The organism is Microbispora sp. H10885 (assembly GCF_014161415.1).
In the GTDB taxonomy this organism is placed as follows: Bacteria; Actinomycetota; Actinomycetes; order Streptosporangiales; family Streptosporangiaceae; genus Microbispora; species Microbispora triticiradicis.
Genome location: NZ_JABBWY010000002.1, coordinates 660381 through 678187, shown reverse-complemented (window position 1 = coordinate 678187; position 17807 = coordinate 660381). Strand labels below are relative to the sequence as shown.

General features: G+C 73.8%; 12 protein-coding genes. 4 read left to right on the top strand and 8 right to left on the bottom strand.

The features are described from left to right. Positions 1-39 precede the first annotated feature (39 nt). The 3 genes from HHX37_RS07975 to HHX37_RS07965 all read right to left on the bottom strand — a co-directional run bounded on the left by HHX37_RS07975 (position 40) and on the right by HHX37_RS07965 (position 4024). The gene (locus HHX37_RS07975) at positions 40-1950 is read right to left on the bottom strand and encodes a hypothetical protein (RefSeq protein ID WP_182884958.1); all 1911 of its coding nucleotides are present in this window, start codon (positions 1948-1950) and stop codon (positions 40-42) included. 183 nt (positions 1951-2133) lie between these two features. Further along, positions 2134-2679: a YbhB/YbcL family Raf kinase inhibitor-like protein gene (locus HHX37_RS07970; RefSeq protein WP_259403972.1), complete on the bottom strand. Its 546-nt coding sequence runs from the start codon at positions 2677-2679 to the stop codon at positions 2134-2136. A gap of 148 nt (positions 2680-2827) precedes the next feature. Beyond that, positions 2828-4024 carry an FAD-dependent oxidoreductase gene (locus HHX37_RS07965; RefSeq protein ID WP_182884957.1) on the bottom strand — a complete coding sequence of 399 codons (1197 nt, stop codon included), beginning with the start codon at positions 4022-4024 and terminating at the stop codon, positions 2828-2830. Between the two features lie 68 nt (positions 4025-4092). On the opposite strand from HHX37_RS07965, the gene HHX37_RS07960 reads away from it, so the two are divergent. After that, positions 4093-4716 (top strand): TetR/AcrR family transcriptional regulator, encoded by a 624-nt coding sequence (locus HHX37_RS07960; protein ID WP_182884956.1) that lies wholly within the window; start codon positions 4093-4095, stop codon positions 4714-4716. 36 nt (positions 4717-4752) lie between these two features. Here the strand turns inward: HHX37_RS07960 and HHX37_RS07955 are convergent, their stop codons facing one another. The 4 genes from HHX37_RS07955 to HHX37_RS07940 form a co-directional block, all read right to left on the bottom strand. Continuing rightward, positions 4753-6369, bottom strand: coding sequence for an alpha/beta fold hydrolase (locus HHX37_RS07955; protein WP_182884955.1), 1617 nt, complete (start codon positions 6367-6369; stop codon positions 4753-4755). 398 nt (positions 6370-6767) lie between these two features. Continuing rightward, positions 6768-9341, bottom strand: a complete 2574-nt coding sequence (gene sepH / locus HHX37_RS35535; RefSeq protein ID WP_220502655.1) for a septation protein SepH — start codon at positions 9339-9341, stop codon at positions 6768-6770. A gap of 464 nt (positions 9342-9805) precedes the next feature. Then, positions 9806-11098 (bottom strand): D-arabinono-1,4-lactone oxidase, encoded by a 1293-nt coding sequence (locus HHX37_RS07945; protein WP_182885075.1) that lies wholly within the window; start codon positions 11096-11098, stop codon positions 9806-9808. Between the two features lie 82 nt (positions 11099-11180). After that, the gene (locus HHX37_RS07940) at positions 11181-12371 is read right to left on the bottom strand and encodes an MFS transporter (protein WP_182884954.1); all 1191 of its coding nucleotides are present in this window, start codon (positions 12369-12371) and stop codon (positions 11181-11183) included. Between the two features lie 192 nt (positions 12372-12563). On the opposite strand from HHX37_RS07940, the gene HHX37_RS07935 reads away from it, so the two are divergent. After that, positions 12564-13763 carry a lytic transglycosylase domain-containing protein gene (locus HHX37_RS07935; RefSeq protein WP_310740301.1) on the top strand — a complete coding sequence of 400 codons (1200 nt, stop codon included), beginning with the start codon at positions 12564-12566 and terminating at the stop codon, positions 13761-13763. A 9-nt stretch (positions 13764-13772) separates the two neighbouring features. On the opposite strand, the gene HHX37_RS07930 is transcribed toward HHX37_RS07935, so the two are convergent. Next, on the bottom strand, positions 13773-14771 hold the full coding sequence (locus tag HHX37_RS07930) for a ferrochelatase (protein ID WP_182874298.1): 999 nt from the start codon (positions 14769-14771) through the stop codon (positions 13773-13775). A gap of 87 nt (positions 14772-14858) precedes the next feature. On the opposite strand from HHX37_RS07930, the gene HHX37_RS07925 reads away from it, so the two are divergent. Together HHX37_RS07925 and HHX37_RS07920 are read left to right on the top strand one after the other, a co-directional pair. Beyond that, positions 14859-16829, top strand: a complete 1971-nt coding sequence (locus HHX37_RS07925) for a S9 family peptidase (RefSeq protein ID WP_182874440.1) — start codon at positions 14859-14861, stop codon at positions 16827-16829. Positions 16830-16936: 107 nt separating this feature from the next. Further along, the gene (locus HHX37_RS07920; RefSeq protein WP_182884953.1) at positions 16937-17758 is read left to right on the top strand and encodes an inositol monophosphatase family protein; all 822 of its coding nucleotides are present in this window, start codon (positions 16937-16939) and stop codon (positions 17756-17758) included. The last annotated feature ends 49 nt before the right edge of the window (positions 17759-17807 follow it).

The window sequence follows — 17807 nt, the reverse complement described above, 5'->3', positions numbered from 1 at the left end:
TCAGCCACGGAGACCGTCACCAGGCAGGGAACGGGAAAGTCACCGATAGTAGTCGGGATAGTCGGTGTCGGGATCGCGGTGGCTGCCCCGGCGACGGCCGCCGGCCGACGTGGAGGCGTCGCCGTACAGCTCGTCGTAGGAGGGCCAGCTTCCGCCCATGTTCTGCTCGGGCCACGACGGCTGCGTGCCGCCGTACCCCTGCTGTTGCTGGTCGTAGCCGTACTGGCTCTGCCCCGACGGCGCGTCGTAGCCCGCCGACTCGTACGGCGAGGCGGACCCGGGCGCGGCGCCCGTCACGCTGTCGGAGGCGTCGATCGACGCCCAGCCGGGGTTCACCTCGTACGACGGTGTGACCGGGGGCGGAACGGGCGACGACGCGGCCGGGTAGGAGGACTCACCGGAGTGGCCCGCCTGGTAGCCGTCGTAGGCCGGGGTCTGGTAGGTCTCGGCGTTCGGCCAGGAGGACGAGCCGTGCGACGGCTCGGGGTCGTCCAGCACGTCCCGGGCTGCCGCCCAGCCCGGAGCGGGAGCCGAGGCGGCGGGGGCCGGCGGGTAGCTGCCGGTCACGGGCCAGCCGGGGTCGGTGGCACTGCCCTGGCTGCCGGGAGCGGGGGTGCCGACGGCCGGCTCCTGGGTGGGGGAGTACGAGGGGCGCGCGGCCGGGAACGGGCCCGTCGAGGCCTGGGAGGGGTCGTAGGCGTCGGTGCGGGCCGGCTGACGAGCCGTCCAAGGGTCGAAGGAACTCTGGGGCGCAGGCTCGGCGAGGGCGTCGGCGGGCTGGGCAATGGGTTGAACGGGGGACGCGGCCGCCTCGAACGCGCCGCTGCCGCGCGCCGGGTCATAGCCGCCCATGACGAAGGTCCCGGTCTCCGGCACGGGGGAGGCCGACGCGGCGTCGAAGGAACCGGCCGCGTGACCGTCGTACGAGCCCGTGCCGCCGGCGGACGGGAACGGGCCGGTGGCCGCGGCGCGGTTGAAGAAGCCGGTGTCCCCGGAGGCGGCCATCGGGCCGGTGTTCGCCTGGACGCCGTCCAGGGCGTCGGCGCCCGGCGTCGCCGGGTACGAGCCGGTGCCCGACGGCGTGGTGAACGGGCCGGTGCCCGCGGACGCCGGGAAGGGGCCGGTGCCGCGGGGGATGTCGTAGGAACCGCTCGCCTGACCCGCGTCGGCGGAGGCGGCGGCCGCGGCGCGGCGGGCCGCTCGCGACGACCTGCCGGACCTGCCCGGCCTGCCGCTCTGCGTACCGGCCGGTGTTGCTCCGGTCGGGGGGGCGGAGGGGGCGTCGAACGGGCCGGTGGCGGGGGAGCCGGCGGCGTCGAGCAGGTCGGGCGTCGGCGCGGCGAACGTCATGGTCTTCTGCTCGGCCATCGCCGAGGCGGGGACGGGGGCGTCGGCGCGGCCGGCCGCGGGGCGCGCGGGCAGGGGTGCCTGCACGGTCACCGCGTCGGCGTCGGCCGCCTGTCCCTGGGACGCGCCCGGAGATGCGCTCGCCGGGCTTGAGGTGTCCTGGACGGGCCGGGGGGTGGCCATCCTCGCGGCGATCGTGCCGCCGAAGCCGCCCTCGTCGGCGCGTACGCGCGACCAGTAGTCGTCGTCGTAGTCGTCCGGCTCGCCCCACTCGTCCACGCCGCGCTTGCCGCGGGCGGCGGCGGGCTGCTTGCCGCCGCGCTGCGCGGGCCGCGCCTGCCGGCTGCCGGGGCGGGTGCTCGCCGGCCTCGGCTTGGGCGCTTCGGGCTCGGGCTCCTCGAAGGCGTCGAACCCCTTGGGGAAGCTCTCGAAGAACGTCTCCTCGGCCGGTCGGCGCGGCTTGGGACCCTTGTTCTCGGCCATCGCCTTGATGCGCTCTGAGGAGAGAGCGCTCTCTCTGCGGTTCATCGACCGCATGCCCAGCGCCACGACCAGCAGCACGAGAAGCACGACGGCGACAAGACCGACAATGACCGCAGTCATAGCACCACCTTCAAGGCCATGGCCTTTCTGCGGCGCCGGTGAGGTCGCGCGGCCATCGACGCGACCTGCCCCCTCTGGCCACCTGCGCTCAGCAATTGAAACCGATTCTGCTCGACCACAATGACCGTTGTCACACCCTAGGTGAAGATTGGTGTAGCACGACTACCTCCGGTGCCCAGCATGTCACTCGATCGTGTCCGCCGTGAGGCGTCCACGTGCGATGGTGTGGCTCGCGATGCTCTCCAGCGTCGGCGCGAGGCCGGCACCCTGCTCCAGACCGAGCTTCGCGTCCAACGCGTAGACAGTGAAACGGTAGCTGCCATCGGTCCGGCATGGGGGCGTATAGCCCACCTTCCCGCTCGTCGTCCTGCCCAGCCTGGCGCCCCGGGGGACGTCGTCCATGCCCAGCTCGGTCGTGTCGGGATCGATGTCGAACACCACCCAGTGCACCTCCGGCCCGCCGCGCGGGCTGCTGTCGTCGACCACGAGGGCCACGGACTTCGCGCCCGACGTGCCCGACCAACGAAGAGGCGGGTTCCCCTGCCCCCCCTTGCAGGAGTAGTCCTGCGGCAGGGGGGCGCCGTCGCGGAACTGCGGGCTGGACACGCTGATGACGTCGAGGTTCCTCGGCGATCCGCCGCCGATGATTGCGCAGCCCTGCGTGGCCAGCATGAGCGCCGTCACCGTGACGGCGGCTCCCGCGACCGCTGATTTTCTCGGCGACCCCATGCCCGATGATGCTACGCGGATTGGACAGGTGCCCCGACCGCATCGCGATGATCCGTACGGCGGTCTGTGCCCGCGTTGGCCGGTTGACCTCTACTTGTTCGCTCTACGAGCAATATGACCGAAAAGTCGGTACGGAGGGCGGCGTGGGCTACCCGCGTACGGCGGGCACCCGGCCGACCGGCGGCAGGCCCGCTCCGGGGTCGTGGTCGTAGAGCCAGGCGGTGGCGCGTTCGTAGGCGAACGGGAAGACGACCGGCATGATCAGGTTGCGGAACCGGCGGGCGACCGGGCCCAGGGCCTTGGCGTCCCGGTTGTCGTCACCGGCCTTGACCATCCGGCCGACGCGGTCCCGCCGCGCCTGCCCGTACGCGGCCAAAGCGCTTGCCAGAGCGGCGGGCTGTGCGGTGGGCGCGTCGCCGGTGGCCGCCAGGCAGCGGGCCAGCACGACCGCGTCCTCGATCGCCATCGACGCGCCCTGACCGGCGCCGACGGGGTGCCAGGCGTCGCCGACCAGGGCGATCCGGTCGTCGTGCCAGACCGGCACCGTCGCCAGGGCGTGCATGAGCGTCGGGCGCCGCACGCTCGTCGCGGCGCGCAGCAGGGCGGACGGCGTCTCCTCGTGGCGGTAGAGGTCCCGGAGGTCGTCCAGGCCGGCCTCGTCCGGGCCGGGAGGCGTCGCGGAGGCGGCCTGGGCCGACCACCACACCTCGCCGCCGGGGGCGGCCAGGTAGACGAACGCGCCCTTACGACCGAAGACCATGTTGAAGACGCCGGGTTCGAGGTCGACGCCGCGTGAGACGCCGGAGACGGAGTAGAACCCGGCGTACGCCGGCTCGGGCGCGGCCGGGTCGAGCACGCGCCGGGTCGCCGACCAGATGCCGTCGGCGCCGACCAGGAGGTCCGCGCGGGCGGTGTGGCCGTTCGCGAACCGGGCCCGGATCCCGTCGCCGTCGCGGACGGCGCCGGTCAGCCGTTCGCCGGTGACGAAGCGCGCGCCGTGGGCGGCGGCGCGGGCGCGGAGAGTCTCGACGAGGCGGCCGCGTTCGAGTGTGACGCTGTGCAGAGGCTCACCCTCGGGGCGGCCGCGTGGCGCGTCGCCCAGGAGCTTGCCGGTGTCGGCCCACAGGCGCTGGCGCGCCACGTCGAAGCCCGCCTGCTGCACGGCTTCGAGGCAGCCGAGCGCGCGCAGGCCCTTGAGCCCGTTGGCCGCCAGGCTGAGGAACGAACCGACCGGTCCGGCGGGGTCGGCGTACGCCTCGTACACGGTGACCTCGGCTCCGATGCGCCGCAGCGCGAGCGCGGTGGTCGCCCCGGCCACTCCGCCGCCTGCCACGATGACCTGCATCCTATCCTCCTGAATTCACGTTCACTGAATATTTATTCGGCGAATCTGGGTTCAGTATGATTTGACGCATGAACGAACGTCAAGGCGGGGTGCGCAAGGCGAGGGCGGCCGAGACCCGGGTCGCGCTGAAGGACGCCGCGCGCCGCCTGTTCATGGAACGCGGCTATCTCAACACCAAGATCGCGGACATCGCGGCGGAGGCGGGCCGGGCGACGGGGTCGTTCTACGAGCACTTCAAGAGCAAGGAGGAGCTGCTCCAAGCCCTGATGGCCGATCTGGAGGGCCAGGCCGACGAGGAGATCGGGGCAGCCGGGCATCCCCGCGACCACGACCTCACCGACCGGGCGCAGCTACGCGGGCACATGGCCGTCGCCTGGAGCGTGCTGCGGGCCAACCTGCCGGTCGTGGCGGCGCGGATGCAGGCGCTGATCGCCGAGCGCCCGGCCTCCGGCGCCGCCTGGGCGAGTCTGACCGCCGAGTCGGAGGTGCTGCGGGACCACCTGGAGTATCTGCGGGATCGCGGGCATCCATTGCCGGGCGATCCCGCCCTGCTCGCCGCGATGATGGCGGCGATGCTGTCGATGTTCGGCTACGCCATCCTCACGGCGGGCGAGCACGGGCCCACCGCCACGGACGACGAGATCGTCGACGCGCTCACCGGCCTGCTGCTGCACGGCCTGGCCGGTCCCTGACGCCCGGTGTCGGCGCCGGGCGTCAGAAACCGGGCCTTAGCAGGCGACGTCGGCGGCCGGGAGCATCCCGGTGGTGAGGAAGGCGTCGACCGCGCCGTTCAGGCACGCGTTGCCGTACGCGGGGTAGGGCGCGTGGGTGTGGGCGTCGATGGTGACCATGCGCGACCCCCGGATGCGCGCGGCCACGGCGCGGCTGTTGGCGATCGGCACGGCCACGTCCCGCAGCGCGGCGGTCACCAGGACCCCGGGCGACCGGTTGGCCGACAGCCGCACCGGCTCGTCCTCGATCCTCGGCCAGAACGCGCACGGGGTGATGTTGGCGTTGGCCGGCCCGAACAGCGGATACCGCTCGCTGTAGGAGGCGATGTCCCGCAGGTAGTCGCGGGGATCGCGGGGCCACGGCCCGTCCCCGCACCGGTAGGCCATGTTGGTCGCGGTGTGGTTGTCGGCGGGCACCCCGGGCACTCCGGCCGGGGGCAGCGGGCGGAGGGGGAACGGCACGAACGGCTCCCGCCCCGCGGCGAGGGCGGCGAAGGCCGCCGCGACCAGGCCGAAGGACCGCTCGTCGTAGATGCCCACCACCAGCAGCGTCCCCAGCTCATCGGACGTCCAGGCGTGGTCCCCCACGACGATCGGGGCCGTGCGGGCGCGGCGGATGAGCCCCGTGACGGCGTCCGTGACCTTCTGCGCGGTGTCGCCGAGGCCGTAGTCGGCGTTCCGCTGGGCCGTCCAGGCGGCGAAGGCGGCCGTCCCGGCCTCGAAGGCCGGAGTGCGGGCCAGTTCGTACGCCCGCCAGACCGTGTCCGCGTTGGGCGGGCTGTCCAGCACGAACCTGTCGACCCGGCGGGGGAACAACGTGCTGTAGACGGCCCCGAGCATGCCGGCGTACGAGCCGCCGAGGTAGGAGATCTTCTCCTCGCCGAGCGCGGCGCGGATGACGTCCATGTCCCTCGCGGCGTTCGCCGTGGTGGCGTGGGGCAGCGCCCACCCGGCGGCACGCATGCACGCACGGGCGTACGCGCGGGCCTCGGCCGTGTCGGCGGGGAAGCTTCCGGAGGTGGCCGTGCGGACCCAGTAGCCGCCGGGCTCCTCCACGTCCTGGCCGCAGCCGATGGGCGTGCTGCGCTCGACGAACCGCATGTCGAAGCCGATCAGGTCGTAGCGCGCCCGCACTTCGGAGGACAGCATCGGGGCGAGGCTCGACGGCAGCGGGACGCCCGGCCCGCCGGGGCCGCCGCCGGTGGTGAGCAGCACCCCACGGCGGCGCGTCGGGTCGGTCGCGGGCAGCCGTGAGACGACGATCGTGATTTTCCGGCCGTGGGGGTGGTGGTAGTCCAGCGGCACGGCGACCTCCGCGCACCGCAGGGCCGCGTCGGCGACCCCCGCGCAGTCGCCCCAGTGCAGCTCCTGCCGCCCGAACCGGCCCGCCGCGCTGTCCGCCCCTGCGGCGGCCTCCGTGCTGTCCGTGCTGTCCGTGCTCCGCTCGGCCGCCGCACTGTCCGCCCCCTGCGAGGCCGCCCCCTGCGAGGCCGCCCCCTGCGAGGCCGCCACCGCGCTGTCCGCTGCCCGCGCGGCTGCTGCCGGTGGTGCGGCCAGCACCGCCCCGAACACGGCGGCGAACACCGCGACGAGCACACGCCGAGACCCACCCATTTGGTACGCCATCCCGCACGGCCTCCTGATCATGTGGATGGCGTGGATCATGGACGACGTGCCGCACTCCGCGCCACCCGCCGCAACCGGGGCGCCGACCGTACGGGAGGGCGCGCAGTTCCGGGGCCGCCTCACCCGGCCCCGCGCGTGAAACTTTCTCGCAGGCGCGCACCACGCACGCGAAAGTCTGCGTGCCGACCGGCCGACTTCGCCGTATCACCCGGACGAGGCCGTCGCGCGGGCCTCGACCAACCGCGCCGCGCGCTTACGCAGCTTGGTGCGCTAGGGGGATGTGGCTGCCATGACTCGATCCTCCCAAGGGAACGAGCCTCTACCGAAGCAGCGGAGCGCTTCACCGGTAGCTGCGGACGAGCAAGGCCGGAGCGCCGCCGCGCTCGTCAGTCCTGCTTGCGGGCCCCGAACATGATCTCGTCCCAGGTCGGTACGGACGCCCGCCGGCCGCGCGACTTGCGAGGACGCGGGGGAGCGGGCTTCGGCACCGGAGGGGCGGGAGTCTCCGGCTTCGACTCCTTCGGACCCTCCTTGGCGGTGTCCTTCGGGCTGTCCTTCAGCCCTTCCTTCGTGCCGCCCTTGGCCTCGTCTCTCGCACGGTCTCCCGCTTGCCGTGGGCGCGGCTGAGGGGCCGGGGTGGCCGCCTCAGCAGGCGGCGCAGGCGCGGGCACGGCGGGCCGCGTCTCCTGGACCGTGTCATCCGCGGCAGGCTCCGCTGCAGCAGCTACGGCAGGCGGAACGGCGGTGTCCGCCGCGCTGTCGGCCGCGGCTTCCGTCCCGGCGTCCGCCGGAGCGCTTGCCGCGGTGTTTGTCTCCGTGGCCGACGTTGCGACTTCGGCAGTCGCGGTGTCGGCCACCACCGGTCTCTCCGCCGTGGCAGAGGCGCTGTCGTCGGTGTGCGCCGTCCCGCCGGCCATGGCGGTGTCGGTGTCCGATACGCCGGCGTTCGCCGCGTCGGTGCTCCCCGGGCCGCCGGAGGTCGTGTCCTCAGCCGACGCTTCGGGTGCTGTGCCACCCGGCGCGCTGGGAGTGCTGCCATCGGCCGCGTCCGCGCTCTCGATGGCTGTGGTCGTGGCGTCCGTGGCTGTGCCAGTAGCGGTGCTCGGCGCCTCGGTCGCCTTCGCAACGGTCTCCGCCTGTTGCGACGCATCGGTGACAGGGTCCTGGACGGACGGAGCATCGTCGTCCGCGCTCGCGGTGGTCGGCGGGGCGGCTGCTGCTGAAGCGTCGGCAGACGGCACGCTGACAGGCGAAGGGGCGGGTGCTTCGACGTCGCGTGTCGCGGCTTCTCCCACCGGCCGGACACCGGCGTCCGATTCGCGAGCATCGGCATCCGCCTTCGGGGCGGGTGTCGTAGCGGCAGCCGGGGCGTCATCGGCGGCAGTCCGGGAGCCGGTTGCGGCGCTGACGTGAGCGTCCGGCACCGGGGAGGGCGTGACGGCCTGCACGGCAGGCGACACGTCCGCACCCGAGTCCGTCCGGTCGCCGGCAGCGCCATCCTCGGCGGCCGTAAGCCGCGGCGGCACGGGCGCGTCCGCGCCACGCTCCGACTCCGCGCTGGAGGTCGCGGGCGTGGCGGGCAGCGCGGTGTTCGCCGCAGCGGCGCTCTGCGCGGTAGAGGGCGCGGAGGCGGCAGGAGCGGCCTGCGTTCCAGGGTCGGTCTGCGTGGGAGGCGCGGCGCTCACGGCGGCGTCCGGCACCGAAGCGGGTGATGCGGCTTCGGCCGGAGGCAGCGCGTACGCCGCGACGTCCGGGGCTGAAGCGGGTGTTGCGGGTTCCGTTCGGGGCGGGGGCGGTGCGTACACCGCGGCGTCCGGGACAGGCGCGGCCGGGGACGCGGGCGGGGCCGCGTCATGTGCGTCCCGGCTTGCCGGGGGAGCGGGCGGGGCGGCGTCGTAGGGGTCGCGAGCCGGCGGGAGGGCGGGCGGGGCGACCGGTTCGGGCGCGGAGATCAGCGACTGCGGCAGCCGGAAGGGCACCGGGGTGAGCTCCGGCCGGTAGGCGGCCAGCTCCTCCTCGGACGGATCCGTCCGTCCGTCGCCGCGCCGCGCGGCGGGGTCCTGCTGCCGGCCGGGCTCCGGGCGCAGCGGAGCGCCCAGCCGCGGCAGCGGCTCGACGAAGGCGGCGGGCTCGGCAAAGGCGGCGGGCTCGGCCCGCGGCGGCTCATATCTCACCGGCTCGGCGGCGCGCATGGGCTCGGGACGCACCGGCTCGGCACGCGCGGGCTCGGGACGCGACGGCTCATAGCGCACCGGCTCGGGACGGAACGCGGACTCGTCGCGGCTGCGGACCTCGTTGGGCAGCGGCGGCACGGGCGCGAGCTTGCTGGCGAGCCGGGGCACGAACGGCCGCACGGTGGCGTCGTCCGCCTGGTCCGGCTCGACGTACTCGGCGGCCGACAGGCGCATGGCCTCGTCGTCGTTCGGGGTGATGTGGCGGCGGCGGGGGTCGAAGAGCCACTCGGCGTGCCGGGTGTGGCCGTTCCAGACGAAGCCGAGCCGCACCCGCCAGAGGTTGTCGTCGCGCTTGGCCGAGTCCCAGTCGATCTCGTCGGCGGGCACGCCGCGCCGGGTGAGCCGCTCGGCCACCAGCTCGCCGAGCGTCGGCCCGGGGGTGGTCTCGCCGGGCATCCGGACCGGGACGCGCTGGGCCTGCTGGGCCATGTACTCGCGCTCCTGGAGAACGGGCCCCTCGAACCAGCGGACTCGTTCCACCGGGATCCCGGCGGTGGCCGCGATCTCCTCCGCCGTCTCGCCGGCACGGATGCGCGCCTGGATCTCCTTGGGACGCAACGGGCTCTCCACTTCGATCTCGTACTGGCCGAGACGGGAGAAGTTGCCGCGAACCGCAGCACGGAGCCGGTCGTCGACGGGCAGCGTGAAGCGCGTGCCCCGCCCGGCCGTCGCCAGGACGAGGTACGTTCCGTCTTCACTCACCGCGACGAGACGGAGCTCCTGCATGCGAGTCCCTTCGTCGTCGTGCTCTGTCTTCCCCCGGACCCTTGAGTCTCTCGCGTGAACCGGTTGCCTTCCAGCACCGTACCCGGCATGTCCGAACATCGCCTCGCCAGGAGGCGAGGCAGGTGTTGTGACCCCGGTCACATTTTTGACGTTCACTTCGCCGCAACCCGTCGGTCATGATCGACCAGAGGAAAGGCGGCACCCGGAACGCGAGAGTGCGGGTCGTGTCTCGGATGGCGCGCGCCCACGGCCCGTCCGTACGGCCTGGCGACGGCGCACGTGCCGTACGCCGTGCGGCCGGACCTGCGGGAGGGTCTCATTACTGCGTTGCTCCCTCGGTTCGAGTGGCGCGCCGGGCTCCGGTCTGCCCGTGCTCCGCAATGTGCCTGCCCCGGGGGAGGCTTGGGCAACGCGACACGCGGAAGACGCCGGACCGTGGAGAGGGACTTTACGCGGCGATGGGGTCAGCCATCCCGCGACGCGCCGAGGACCCGGTCGAGGTAATCGTTGGCGAACAGCCCGTCAGGGTCCATCTCACGCCGCAGCGCCACGAAGTCGCCGAACCTGGGATAGACGCCGCGCAGGTAGTCCGCGTCGCGGGTGTGCAGCTTGCCCCAGTGGGGCCGGCCCTCCAGCCGGGTCATGATCTCCTCGACCCCCGCGAAGTACTCCGGGTCGGGCGCGCCCCGGTAGACGTGGCAGGCGATGTACGCCGAGTCCCGGCCGTACGCGGTGGACAGCCAGGCGTCCGAGGGCGGCGTGACCCTGACCTCCACCGGGAACGTGACCGGGCGGCCCGACCGGTCCAGCAGGTCGCGGACCTCCCGCAGGGCGCGGGCGAGGTGGCGGCGCGGGATCGCGTACTCCGTCTCCAGGAAGCGGACCTCGCGGACGGAGGTGAAGACGCGGTGGGAGGCGTCCACGTGCTCCGACGCCCCCAGCAGCCGGGCGGACGCCCGGTTGATCGCGGGCACCGCCCGGGGGAGGCGGGCGCCGAGGGCGCAGGCCGCGCCGAACGCCGTGTTCTCCAGGAAGACCTCGTCGAGCCACCTCTTGAACGCCGTGGGCGGCCGGGCCGGGCCGGCGTCGCGGTTGTTGCGCTTGACCAGGCAGGTGTCGGTGTGGGGCAGCCAGAAGAAGTCGAGGTGGTCGTCGGCCCCGGTCAGGTCGTCGAGCCCGTCGAGGATCCGGCCGAACGCCATCGGTTCCCGTCTGGCGCGCAGCAGGAACGCGGGCTCGACCCGGAACGTGACGGCGGTGAGGATGCCGAGCGCGCCCAGCCCCACCCGGGCCGCGTCGAACAGGTCGCCCTCCCGCACGGTCGCGACCGAGCCGTCGGCGAGCACCATCTCCAGTTCGGCGACCTGGTCGGCGAGCCCTCCCGTGTGCCTGCCGGAGCCGTGGGTTCCGGTCTGGATCGCCCCGGCGGCGGTCTGCGCGGTGATGTCGCCCATGTTGGCGAGCGCGAGGCCCCGCCGGTGGAGCTCCTCGTTGAGCGCGTGGAGCGGCGTGCCCGCGGCCACCTTCACCCAGCCGTCGCCCGCGTCGAGCACCCCGGTCAGGGCGTGCGGCCGCAGCAGGACGCCGTCGGTCAGCGCCACCCCGGTGAACGAGTGCCCGGTGCCGGTCATGCGGACCCGGCGGCCCGTTCTCGCGGCGTCCCGTACGGCGTCCGCGACCTCGGCGGCCGAGGCGGGGGTGCGCGTCTCGGCGGGCGTGACCGACTGGTTGCGCGCCCAGTTGACGAAGGCGTTCATGCTCTTGTGCTCCAGTGCCCGGCAGTGAACGCGAACACTACTCATGAACGCCCCCGCTGCCTACAGCCCGGACGGCGGAGCGTCAGCCGGCCCGCTGCCGCACGCGGGCCAGCGCCGACCCGCCGAGACCCACCGCGACCGCGAGCAGCGCACACGCGTAGGAGAAGCCGTACGCGTTGGACGCGCCGTAGGCGTCGGTGAGCCGCCCGCCCGCCCACGCGCCGACGGCCACCCCGAGGCCGATGGACGTGGAGATCCACGCCATGCCCTCGGTGAGCTGCCCGGCCGGGACCATCCGCTCGACGAGCGAGAACCCGGTGATCAGCGTGGGGGAGATCGACAGCCCGGCGAGGAAGAGCGCCAGGGCCATCGCGCGGATGTCGTCCATCAGCAGCACCGGGGTGAACCCGGCCGCGAACAGCGACAGCCCCCGCACGAACCGGCTGCGCAGGCTGATCTTCCAGTGCCGGGACCCGAACCACAGGCCCGAGATCATGCTGCCGGCCGCGATCGAGGCGAGCAGCAGCCCGGCCGCCGCCTTGTTGCCGTGCTCGTCGGCGAAGGCGACCGTGATGATGTCGATCGAGCCGAACACCGCGCCCATGGCGAGGAAGACGGCCGACAGCAGCGCCACCCCCGGGATCGCGATCGGCGACCCGCCCGACCTCTGGTGCCGGACGACCGGGGGCTCGGTGCCGCGCAGGCAGGCGAAGACCAGGGTGCCCGACACGGCCAGGACGATCGTGGCGATGAGCCCGGCGTAGGCGTTGACGCCCGTCGTCAGCGCGGTGACGAACGCCGGGCCGCCGACGAAGATCAGCTCATCGGCCACCGACTCGAACGAGAACGCCGTGTGCAGCCGGGAGGGGTCGTCGAGCACGTGCGACCAGCGCGCCCGCACCATCGAGCCCAGCGACAGTCCGGTGGCGCCGGACGCCACGCCCGCCGCGTACAGGGCCCACTGGGGGGTCCGGGCGTGCGCGCACAGCATCAGCGCGGTGATCGAGGCGGCGTGCAGGAGGATGAACGGGACGAGCACCCGCGACTGGCCGAAGCGGTCCACGAGCCGCCCCGACAGGGGCGCGGCGACGGCGAAGGCCACCGAGACGGTCGCCGCGACCGCCCCCGCCGTCGCGTACGAGCCGGTGACGGCGTTGACGAGCAGGATGACCCCGATGCCGAGCATCGACATGGGCGCCCGCCCCACGAACCCCGCGAGAACGAAGCCCTTGACTCCGGGCGTGCCGAACAGCCCTCGATACGGCCCGACCATTGGTGTTTCCCCTTCGGCACGATGGTGCGTGTGCGTCCGGGCCGGCCGTTCGGACAGCGGCGGCGGCCTGCGGAAAGTTCCGGTGAGAACTCCTGAGGCACGCGGACGTCATTTATTTCCGGTTTCGACCTTCGCCTGCCCGCCTATCATGGGGCAAGTGATTTTCCGTCGCCGGGGGTGCGGGGTCTGACTGTGCGTTCCCGCTCTTCCTACGCTACCGGGCGCATCCGTCCCATCGTCACCGGGCTCGCGGTCGTGATCGTCAGCGTGCTCGCCATGGGTGTCGCCGCCCTCGTGACCTGGCCCGATTCCGGCGCGCTCGCTGCCGGCGACGTGGCCGGTGACCGGCCGCGCCCGGACAAGGCGCGCCCGGCCGCGCGGGCCACCACGGCCGCCCTCGTGCCCGACCGCACGCTGCCGTCGAGCGCGCCCGTCGCGGGCGGGCCGGGCGTGCAGGTCACGCCGCCGCAGCTCCTGGCGATCTCCCCGGCCACGGTTCCGGCGCGGACGCTACGCAAGATCGCCAAGTTGCCGCACGTGCAGAAGGTGGCGGTCACCGACGGCGGCGCCGTGCACGTCTCCGGTACGGCCCTGCGGCTGCTCGCGGTCGACCCGGCGCAGTTCCGCTCGTGGACGCCCAAGCGGGTGGCCGAGCACCCGGAGGTGTGGAGCGGGCTCGCCCGGGGCGAGTTGGTCGCCGACAGCGGGACGATCAAGCGGCTCGGCGTGCGGCTGGGCGTCGACTACCAGATCGACGGCGGCCCCCGGCTGCGGGTCGCGGCCTCGGCCTCGCTCGGGCTGCCCGACATCGACGGGCTGGTCAGCCAGGAGGTGGGGCGGCGCCTCGGCTTCCCCGCCGGAGTCGTGGTGCTCGTGCACGGCGACCCCGGCAAGGTGGACCGGGATGCGGTCGCCCGCCTGCTCGGCAAGGGCGCGCAGGTCGTGCGCATCGGCCCGGAGAGCGAACGGCCGAAGGCCGCCACGCCGCAGGGCCAGGCCCTGGTGGGGCGGCCGGAGAGCTACCTCGACCTCTACCAGCGCTCGGCGACCGTCTGCCCCGGCCTCTCCTGGACCGTCCTCGCCGCGATCGGCCAGGTGGAGAGCAGCCACGGCCGCAACAACGGCCCGTCGTCCGCCGGGGCGCTCGGGCCGATGCAGTTCATGCCCGCCACCTGGAAGTCGTACGGCGTGGACGGCGACGGCGACGGCGAGGCGGACATCTGGAGCCCCTACGACGCGGTGCCGTCGGCGGCCAAGTACCTGTGCGCCAACGGGGCCGGCGCGGGCGGCGAGAAGCTCAGGAAGTCCGTGTGGTTCTACAACCACTCCTGGGACTACGTGAACAAGGTGCTGTCGCTCGCGGACGCCTACGCCCGCTCGTACGCCTCCTGACTCAGGACACTAGGAGGGCCGGCGGGCGGGAGCCGGGCAGCAGGTGCCCGGGCACGGCGCGGGCGCGGGTTCGGCGAGCAGCTCGGCCACCATCGACACGAACCGCGGGTGGGTACCCGCGGTCGCGGCCCTGGTGAGCGGCAGGCCGAGCTTGCCGGCCAGGGCGGCCGCCTCCGTGTCGAGGTCGTAGACGACCTCCATGTGGTCGGACACGAACCCGATCGGCACCAGCGTCACGGCCGGCACGCCCTCGGCGTGCAGCGCCTCCAGGTGGTCGCAGACGTCCGGCTCCAGCCACGGGACCTGCGGCGGGCCGCTGCGGCTCTGCCACACCAGGTCCCATGGCCGTCCCGCGTCCACCTGCTCGACCACCAGCCGCGCCGTCTCGCGCAGCTCGGCCTCGTACGCGCCGCCGGACGGGCCGGCGGTGCGCGCCATGGAGACGGGGATGCTGTGCGCGGTGAAGACGAGCCGGGCGCCGGTCCGCACGTCCTCGGGGAGCGCGGCGAGCGCCTCGCGGGTGTGGTCGGCCATCGCGGCCACGAACCCGGGGTGGTCGTAGTAGTGGCGCAGCTTGACGATCTCGGGGGCCCCCGGCACGGCGGCGCGGGCGCGGGCGATGTCGTCGAGGTACTGCCGGCAGCTCGAATAGGAGCGGTAGGCCGCGGTGACGAAGGCCGCCGCCCGGCGGACGCCGTCCTCCTTCATCCGCCGGACCGCGTCCTCCAGGAACGGATGCCAGTTGCGGTTGCCCCAGTAGACCGGGAGGTCCACGTCCAGCGCGTCGATCAGCTCGCGGCACTGCCGGTTGATCGGGCTGACCCCGCCGAACCGCTGGTAGTGCGCCTCGACCTCCAGCAGCCGCTCACGTGGCACGCCCCGGCCGCGTACGACGTTCTCCAGGAACGGCATGACGTCCTCGGGACCTTCCGGCCCCCCGAACGAGACGACGAGCAGGGCGTCGTACCCCGCGTCGCGCCCTGCATCAGACCCCGTGGTGCTCCCCATGAACGACAACACTATCGGGGGGTCGAGACGGTCGGCCCGGGCGAGTAGGTTCGAGCGGTGACCCAATTTCCCGACATCCGCGAGTACATGGCCCTGCCGCGCGTGGCGTCGCTGCGGCTGTCACCCGACGGAACCCGGCTTGTCTCCGTGGTCCAGTCCCTCAACCCCGACGGCAGGTCGTACGGAACGGCGCTGTGGGAGATCCCTCTCACCCCCGAGGGCGAGCCGCACCGGCTGACGCGGTCGGCGAAGGGGGAGGCGGGCGCGGAGTTCGCCCCCGGCGGAAGCCTGCTGGACGGAGGCCTGCTGTTCGTCTCCCGGCGGCCCGACGAGACGGTCAAGGAGCCGGGCGGCGAGGTGCCCGCGCTGTGGCTGCTGCCCGAGCGGGGCGAGCCCTCGCGGCTGGCCACCCGCCCCGGCGGGATCGGCGCGGTCCGGGCGGCCGGTGACGTGGTGGTCTACGCCTCCGAGGTGCTGCCCGGCGACGCCGCGACCGAGGAGGAGCGCCGTAAGGGCCGCGAGGACGACGGCGTCAGCGCGATCCTGCACGAGGGCTACCCGATCCGCTTCTGGGACCACGACCTCGGCCCGGCGCAGCCCCGGCTCTTCGCGGGCCGCGCCGCCCGGGACGGCCTGGAGGACGTCCGGGACCTGACCCCCGAGCCGGGCGGCGCGCTGCGCGACGCCTCCTTCGCGGTCACTCCCGACGGCTCGGCCGTGATCACCGCCTGGCGCGAGTTCCTGCCGAACGGCACGGGGCGCACCGACCTGGTCGCGATCGACGTCGCGGACGGGTCCCGGCGGACGCTCGCGACCTCGCCGGGCCACGACTTCGGCGGGCCGGTCGTGGTGTCGCCCGACGGGCGGCACGTCGCCTGCACCCGGGAGCGGCACGCCACCGAGCGGGTCTCGGCCACCGTCGACGTCTGGGTGATCGACCTGGCCACCGGCGAGGGACGGGCCGTCGCCGAGGAGATCTTCCCCGCGTCGGTCGCGTGGGCGCCCTCGTCGGCGGAGCTCTACGTCGCCGCCGACGACCGGGGCCGCCGGCCGGTCTTCCGGGTCGCCCTCAACGCGCCTTCCGACGCGGCGACGACCCGGCTGACCTCGGACGACGGCGCGTACGCCGAGCTGTGCCCGGCCCCCGGCGGCGAGGTCTACGCCCTGCGCGGCGCGGTCGACTCGCCGCCCGTGCCGGTGCGGATCGACCCGGACGGCACCGTGACCGCGCTGCCCTCGCCCGTTCCCGCGCTCGACCTGCCGGGCACCCTGACCGAGGTCACCGCCACGGCCGACGACGGCACCGAGATCCGGGGCTGGCTGGTCGTCCCCGCGGAGGCGACCGCCGAGAGCCCGGCGCCGTTCCTGCTGTGGATCCACGGCGGGCCGCTCGGGAGCTGGAACGACTGGAGCTGGCGCTGGAACCCCTGGCTGATGGCGAGGCACGGATACGCCGTGCTGCTGCCCGACCCCTGCCTGTCCACCGGGTACGGCCAGGGCATGATCGACCGGGGCTGGGGCGACTGGGGCCCGGTCACCCACGCCGACCTGATGGCGATCACGGACGAGTGCCTGAAACGGCCGGAGATCGACGAGCAGCGTACGGCGGCGATGGGCGGGTCGTTCGGCGGCTACATGGCCAACTGGGTCGCCGGGCACACCGACCGCTTCCGGGCCATCGTGACGCACGCCTCCCTGTGGAACCTGGAGCAGTTCGCGGGCACCACGGACGGCGCGGACTACTGGCAGCGCGAGTTCGGCGCGCCCGGCTCGGCCAGCTACGAGAGGCTGTCGCCCCATCGGTGGCTCGGCGAGATCAGGACGCCGATGCTGGTCATCCACGGCGACAAGGACTACCGGGTGCCGATCGGCGAGGGTCTGCGGCTGTGGTGGGACCTCCAGCGGTCGGGGGCCGAGGCGAAGTTCCTCTACTTCCCCGACGAGAACCACTGGGTGCTCAAGCCCGGCAACGCGATCGCGTGGTACGAGACCGTCCTGGCCTTCCTGGGTCAGCACGTGCTCGGGGAGGAGTGGCGCCGCCCGGCCTCCCTGCGGTGACCGTCCGAGAGCTCCCGATCCTGGTTTGGAAGGATGTGGGAGTTATCCGTGGCCGTTCCGTTCCGGCGGGCGGCCACGATCACGAACTCAGGAGGGGGCAGACCGGCATGGACGAGCGGGAGCGGCGGGACGACCGCGTTCGGGAGGAGGAGCTGCTGGAGCTGGCGACCCGCATAGCGGAGGAGGCCGGCCAGATGCTGCTCGCCAAGCGGCCCGCGCGGCCCGAGGTGCTCGCCACCAAGTCGAGCCCCACCGACGTCGTCACCGCGCTGGACCGGGCCGCGGAGGAACTGATCCGCGCCCGCATCGCCGAGGCCCGGCCGCGTGACGCGATCCTCGGCGAGGAGGGCGGCGACACCCCCGGCGAGGGCGTGGTCCGCTGGGTCGTCGACCCCATCGACGGCACGGTCAACTTCCTGTACGGCGTGCCCGACTGGGCGGTCAGCATCGCCGTCGAGGTGGACGGCGAGATCGTCGCGGGCGCGGTCAACAACGTCCCGCGCGGTGAGCTGTTCACCGCCCGCAGGGGCGGCGGCGCGTGGCTGCGGGGCGAGCGGCTGCGCTGCAACACCGGCGTCCCGCTCGACCGGGCGCTCGTCGCGACCGGCTTCGGCTACGGCGCCGCCCGCAGGCGCGTGCAGGCCGAGGTGGTCGCGCAGGTGGTGCCGAGGGTCAGGGACATCCGGCGGGGCGGCTCCTGCGCGATCGACCTCTGCTCCGTGGCGGCGGGCCGGGTGGACGCCTACTACGAGCGCGGCGCCAACTACTGGGACCACGCCGCGGCCGGTCTCGTCGCCGCCGAGGCGGGGGCGCGGCTCGGCGGCCTGAACGGCAGGAAGGTGAGCCCCGACATGGTGCTGTGCGCCGCGCCCGGGCTCTTCGAGGAACTGCACGACCTGCTCGTCCCCCTCGATCCCGAACGGGACTGACCACCACGGAGTTCCACACGGCCCGGCACAGTCGAAGGGGCCCGCCGTA

Coding starts and splice junctions, on each gene's coding strand:
- HHX37_RS07975 (WP_182884958.1), bottom strand. CDS start 1,950: ATGACTGCGGTCATTGTCGGTCTTGTCGCCGTCGTGCTTCTCGTGCTG.
- HHX37_RS07970 (WP_259403972.1), bottom strand. CDS start 2,679: ATGGGGTCGCCGAGAAAATCAGCGGTCGCGGGAGCCGCCGTCACGGTG.
- HHX37_RS07965 (WP_182884957.1), bottom strand. CDS start 4,024: ATGCAGGTCATCGTGGCAGGCGGCGGAGTGGCCGGGGCGACCACCGCG.
- HHX37_RS07960 (WP_182884956.1), top strand. CDS start 4,093: ATGAACGAACGTCAAGGCGGGGTGCGCAAGGCGAGGGCGGCCGAGACC.
- HHX37_RS07955 (WP_182884955.1), bottom strand. CDS start 6,369: ATGGGTGGGTCTCGGCGTGTGCTCGTCGCGGTGTTCGCCGCCGTGTTC.
- sepH (WP_220502655.1), bottom strand. CDS start 9,341: ATGCAGGAGCTCCGTCTCGTCGCGGTGAGTGAAGACGGAACGTACCTC.
- HHX37_RS07945 (WP_182885075.1), bottom strand. CDS start 11,098: ATGAACGCCTTCGTCAACTGGGCGCGCAACCAGTCGGTCACGCCCGCC.
- HHX37_RS07940 (WP_182884954.1), bottom strand. CDS start 12,371: ATGGTCGGGCCGTATCGAGGGCTGTTCGGCACGCCCGGAGTCAAGGGC.
- HHX37_RS07930 (WP_182874298.1), bottom strand. CDS start 14,771: ATGGGGAGCACCACGGGGTCTGATGCAGGGCGCGACGCGGGGTACGAC.
- HHX37_RS07925 (WP_182874440.1), top strand. CDS start 14,859: ATGGCCCTGCCGCGCGTGGCGTCGCTGCGGCTGTCACCCGACGGAACC.
- HHX37_RS07920 (WP_182884953.1), top strand. CDS start 16,937: ATGGACGAGCGGGAGCGGCGGGACGACCGCGTTCGGGAGGAGGAGCTG.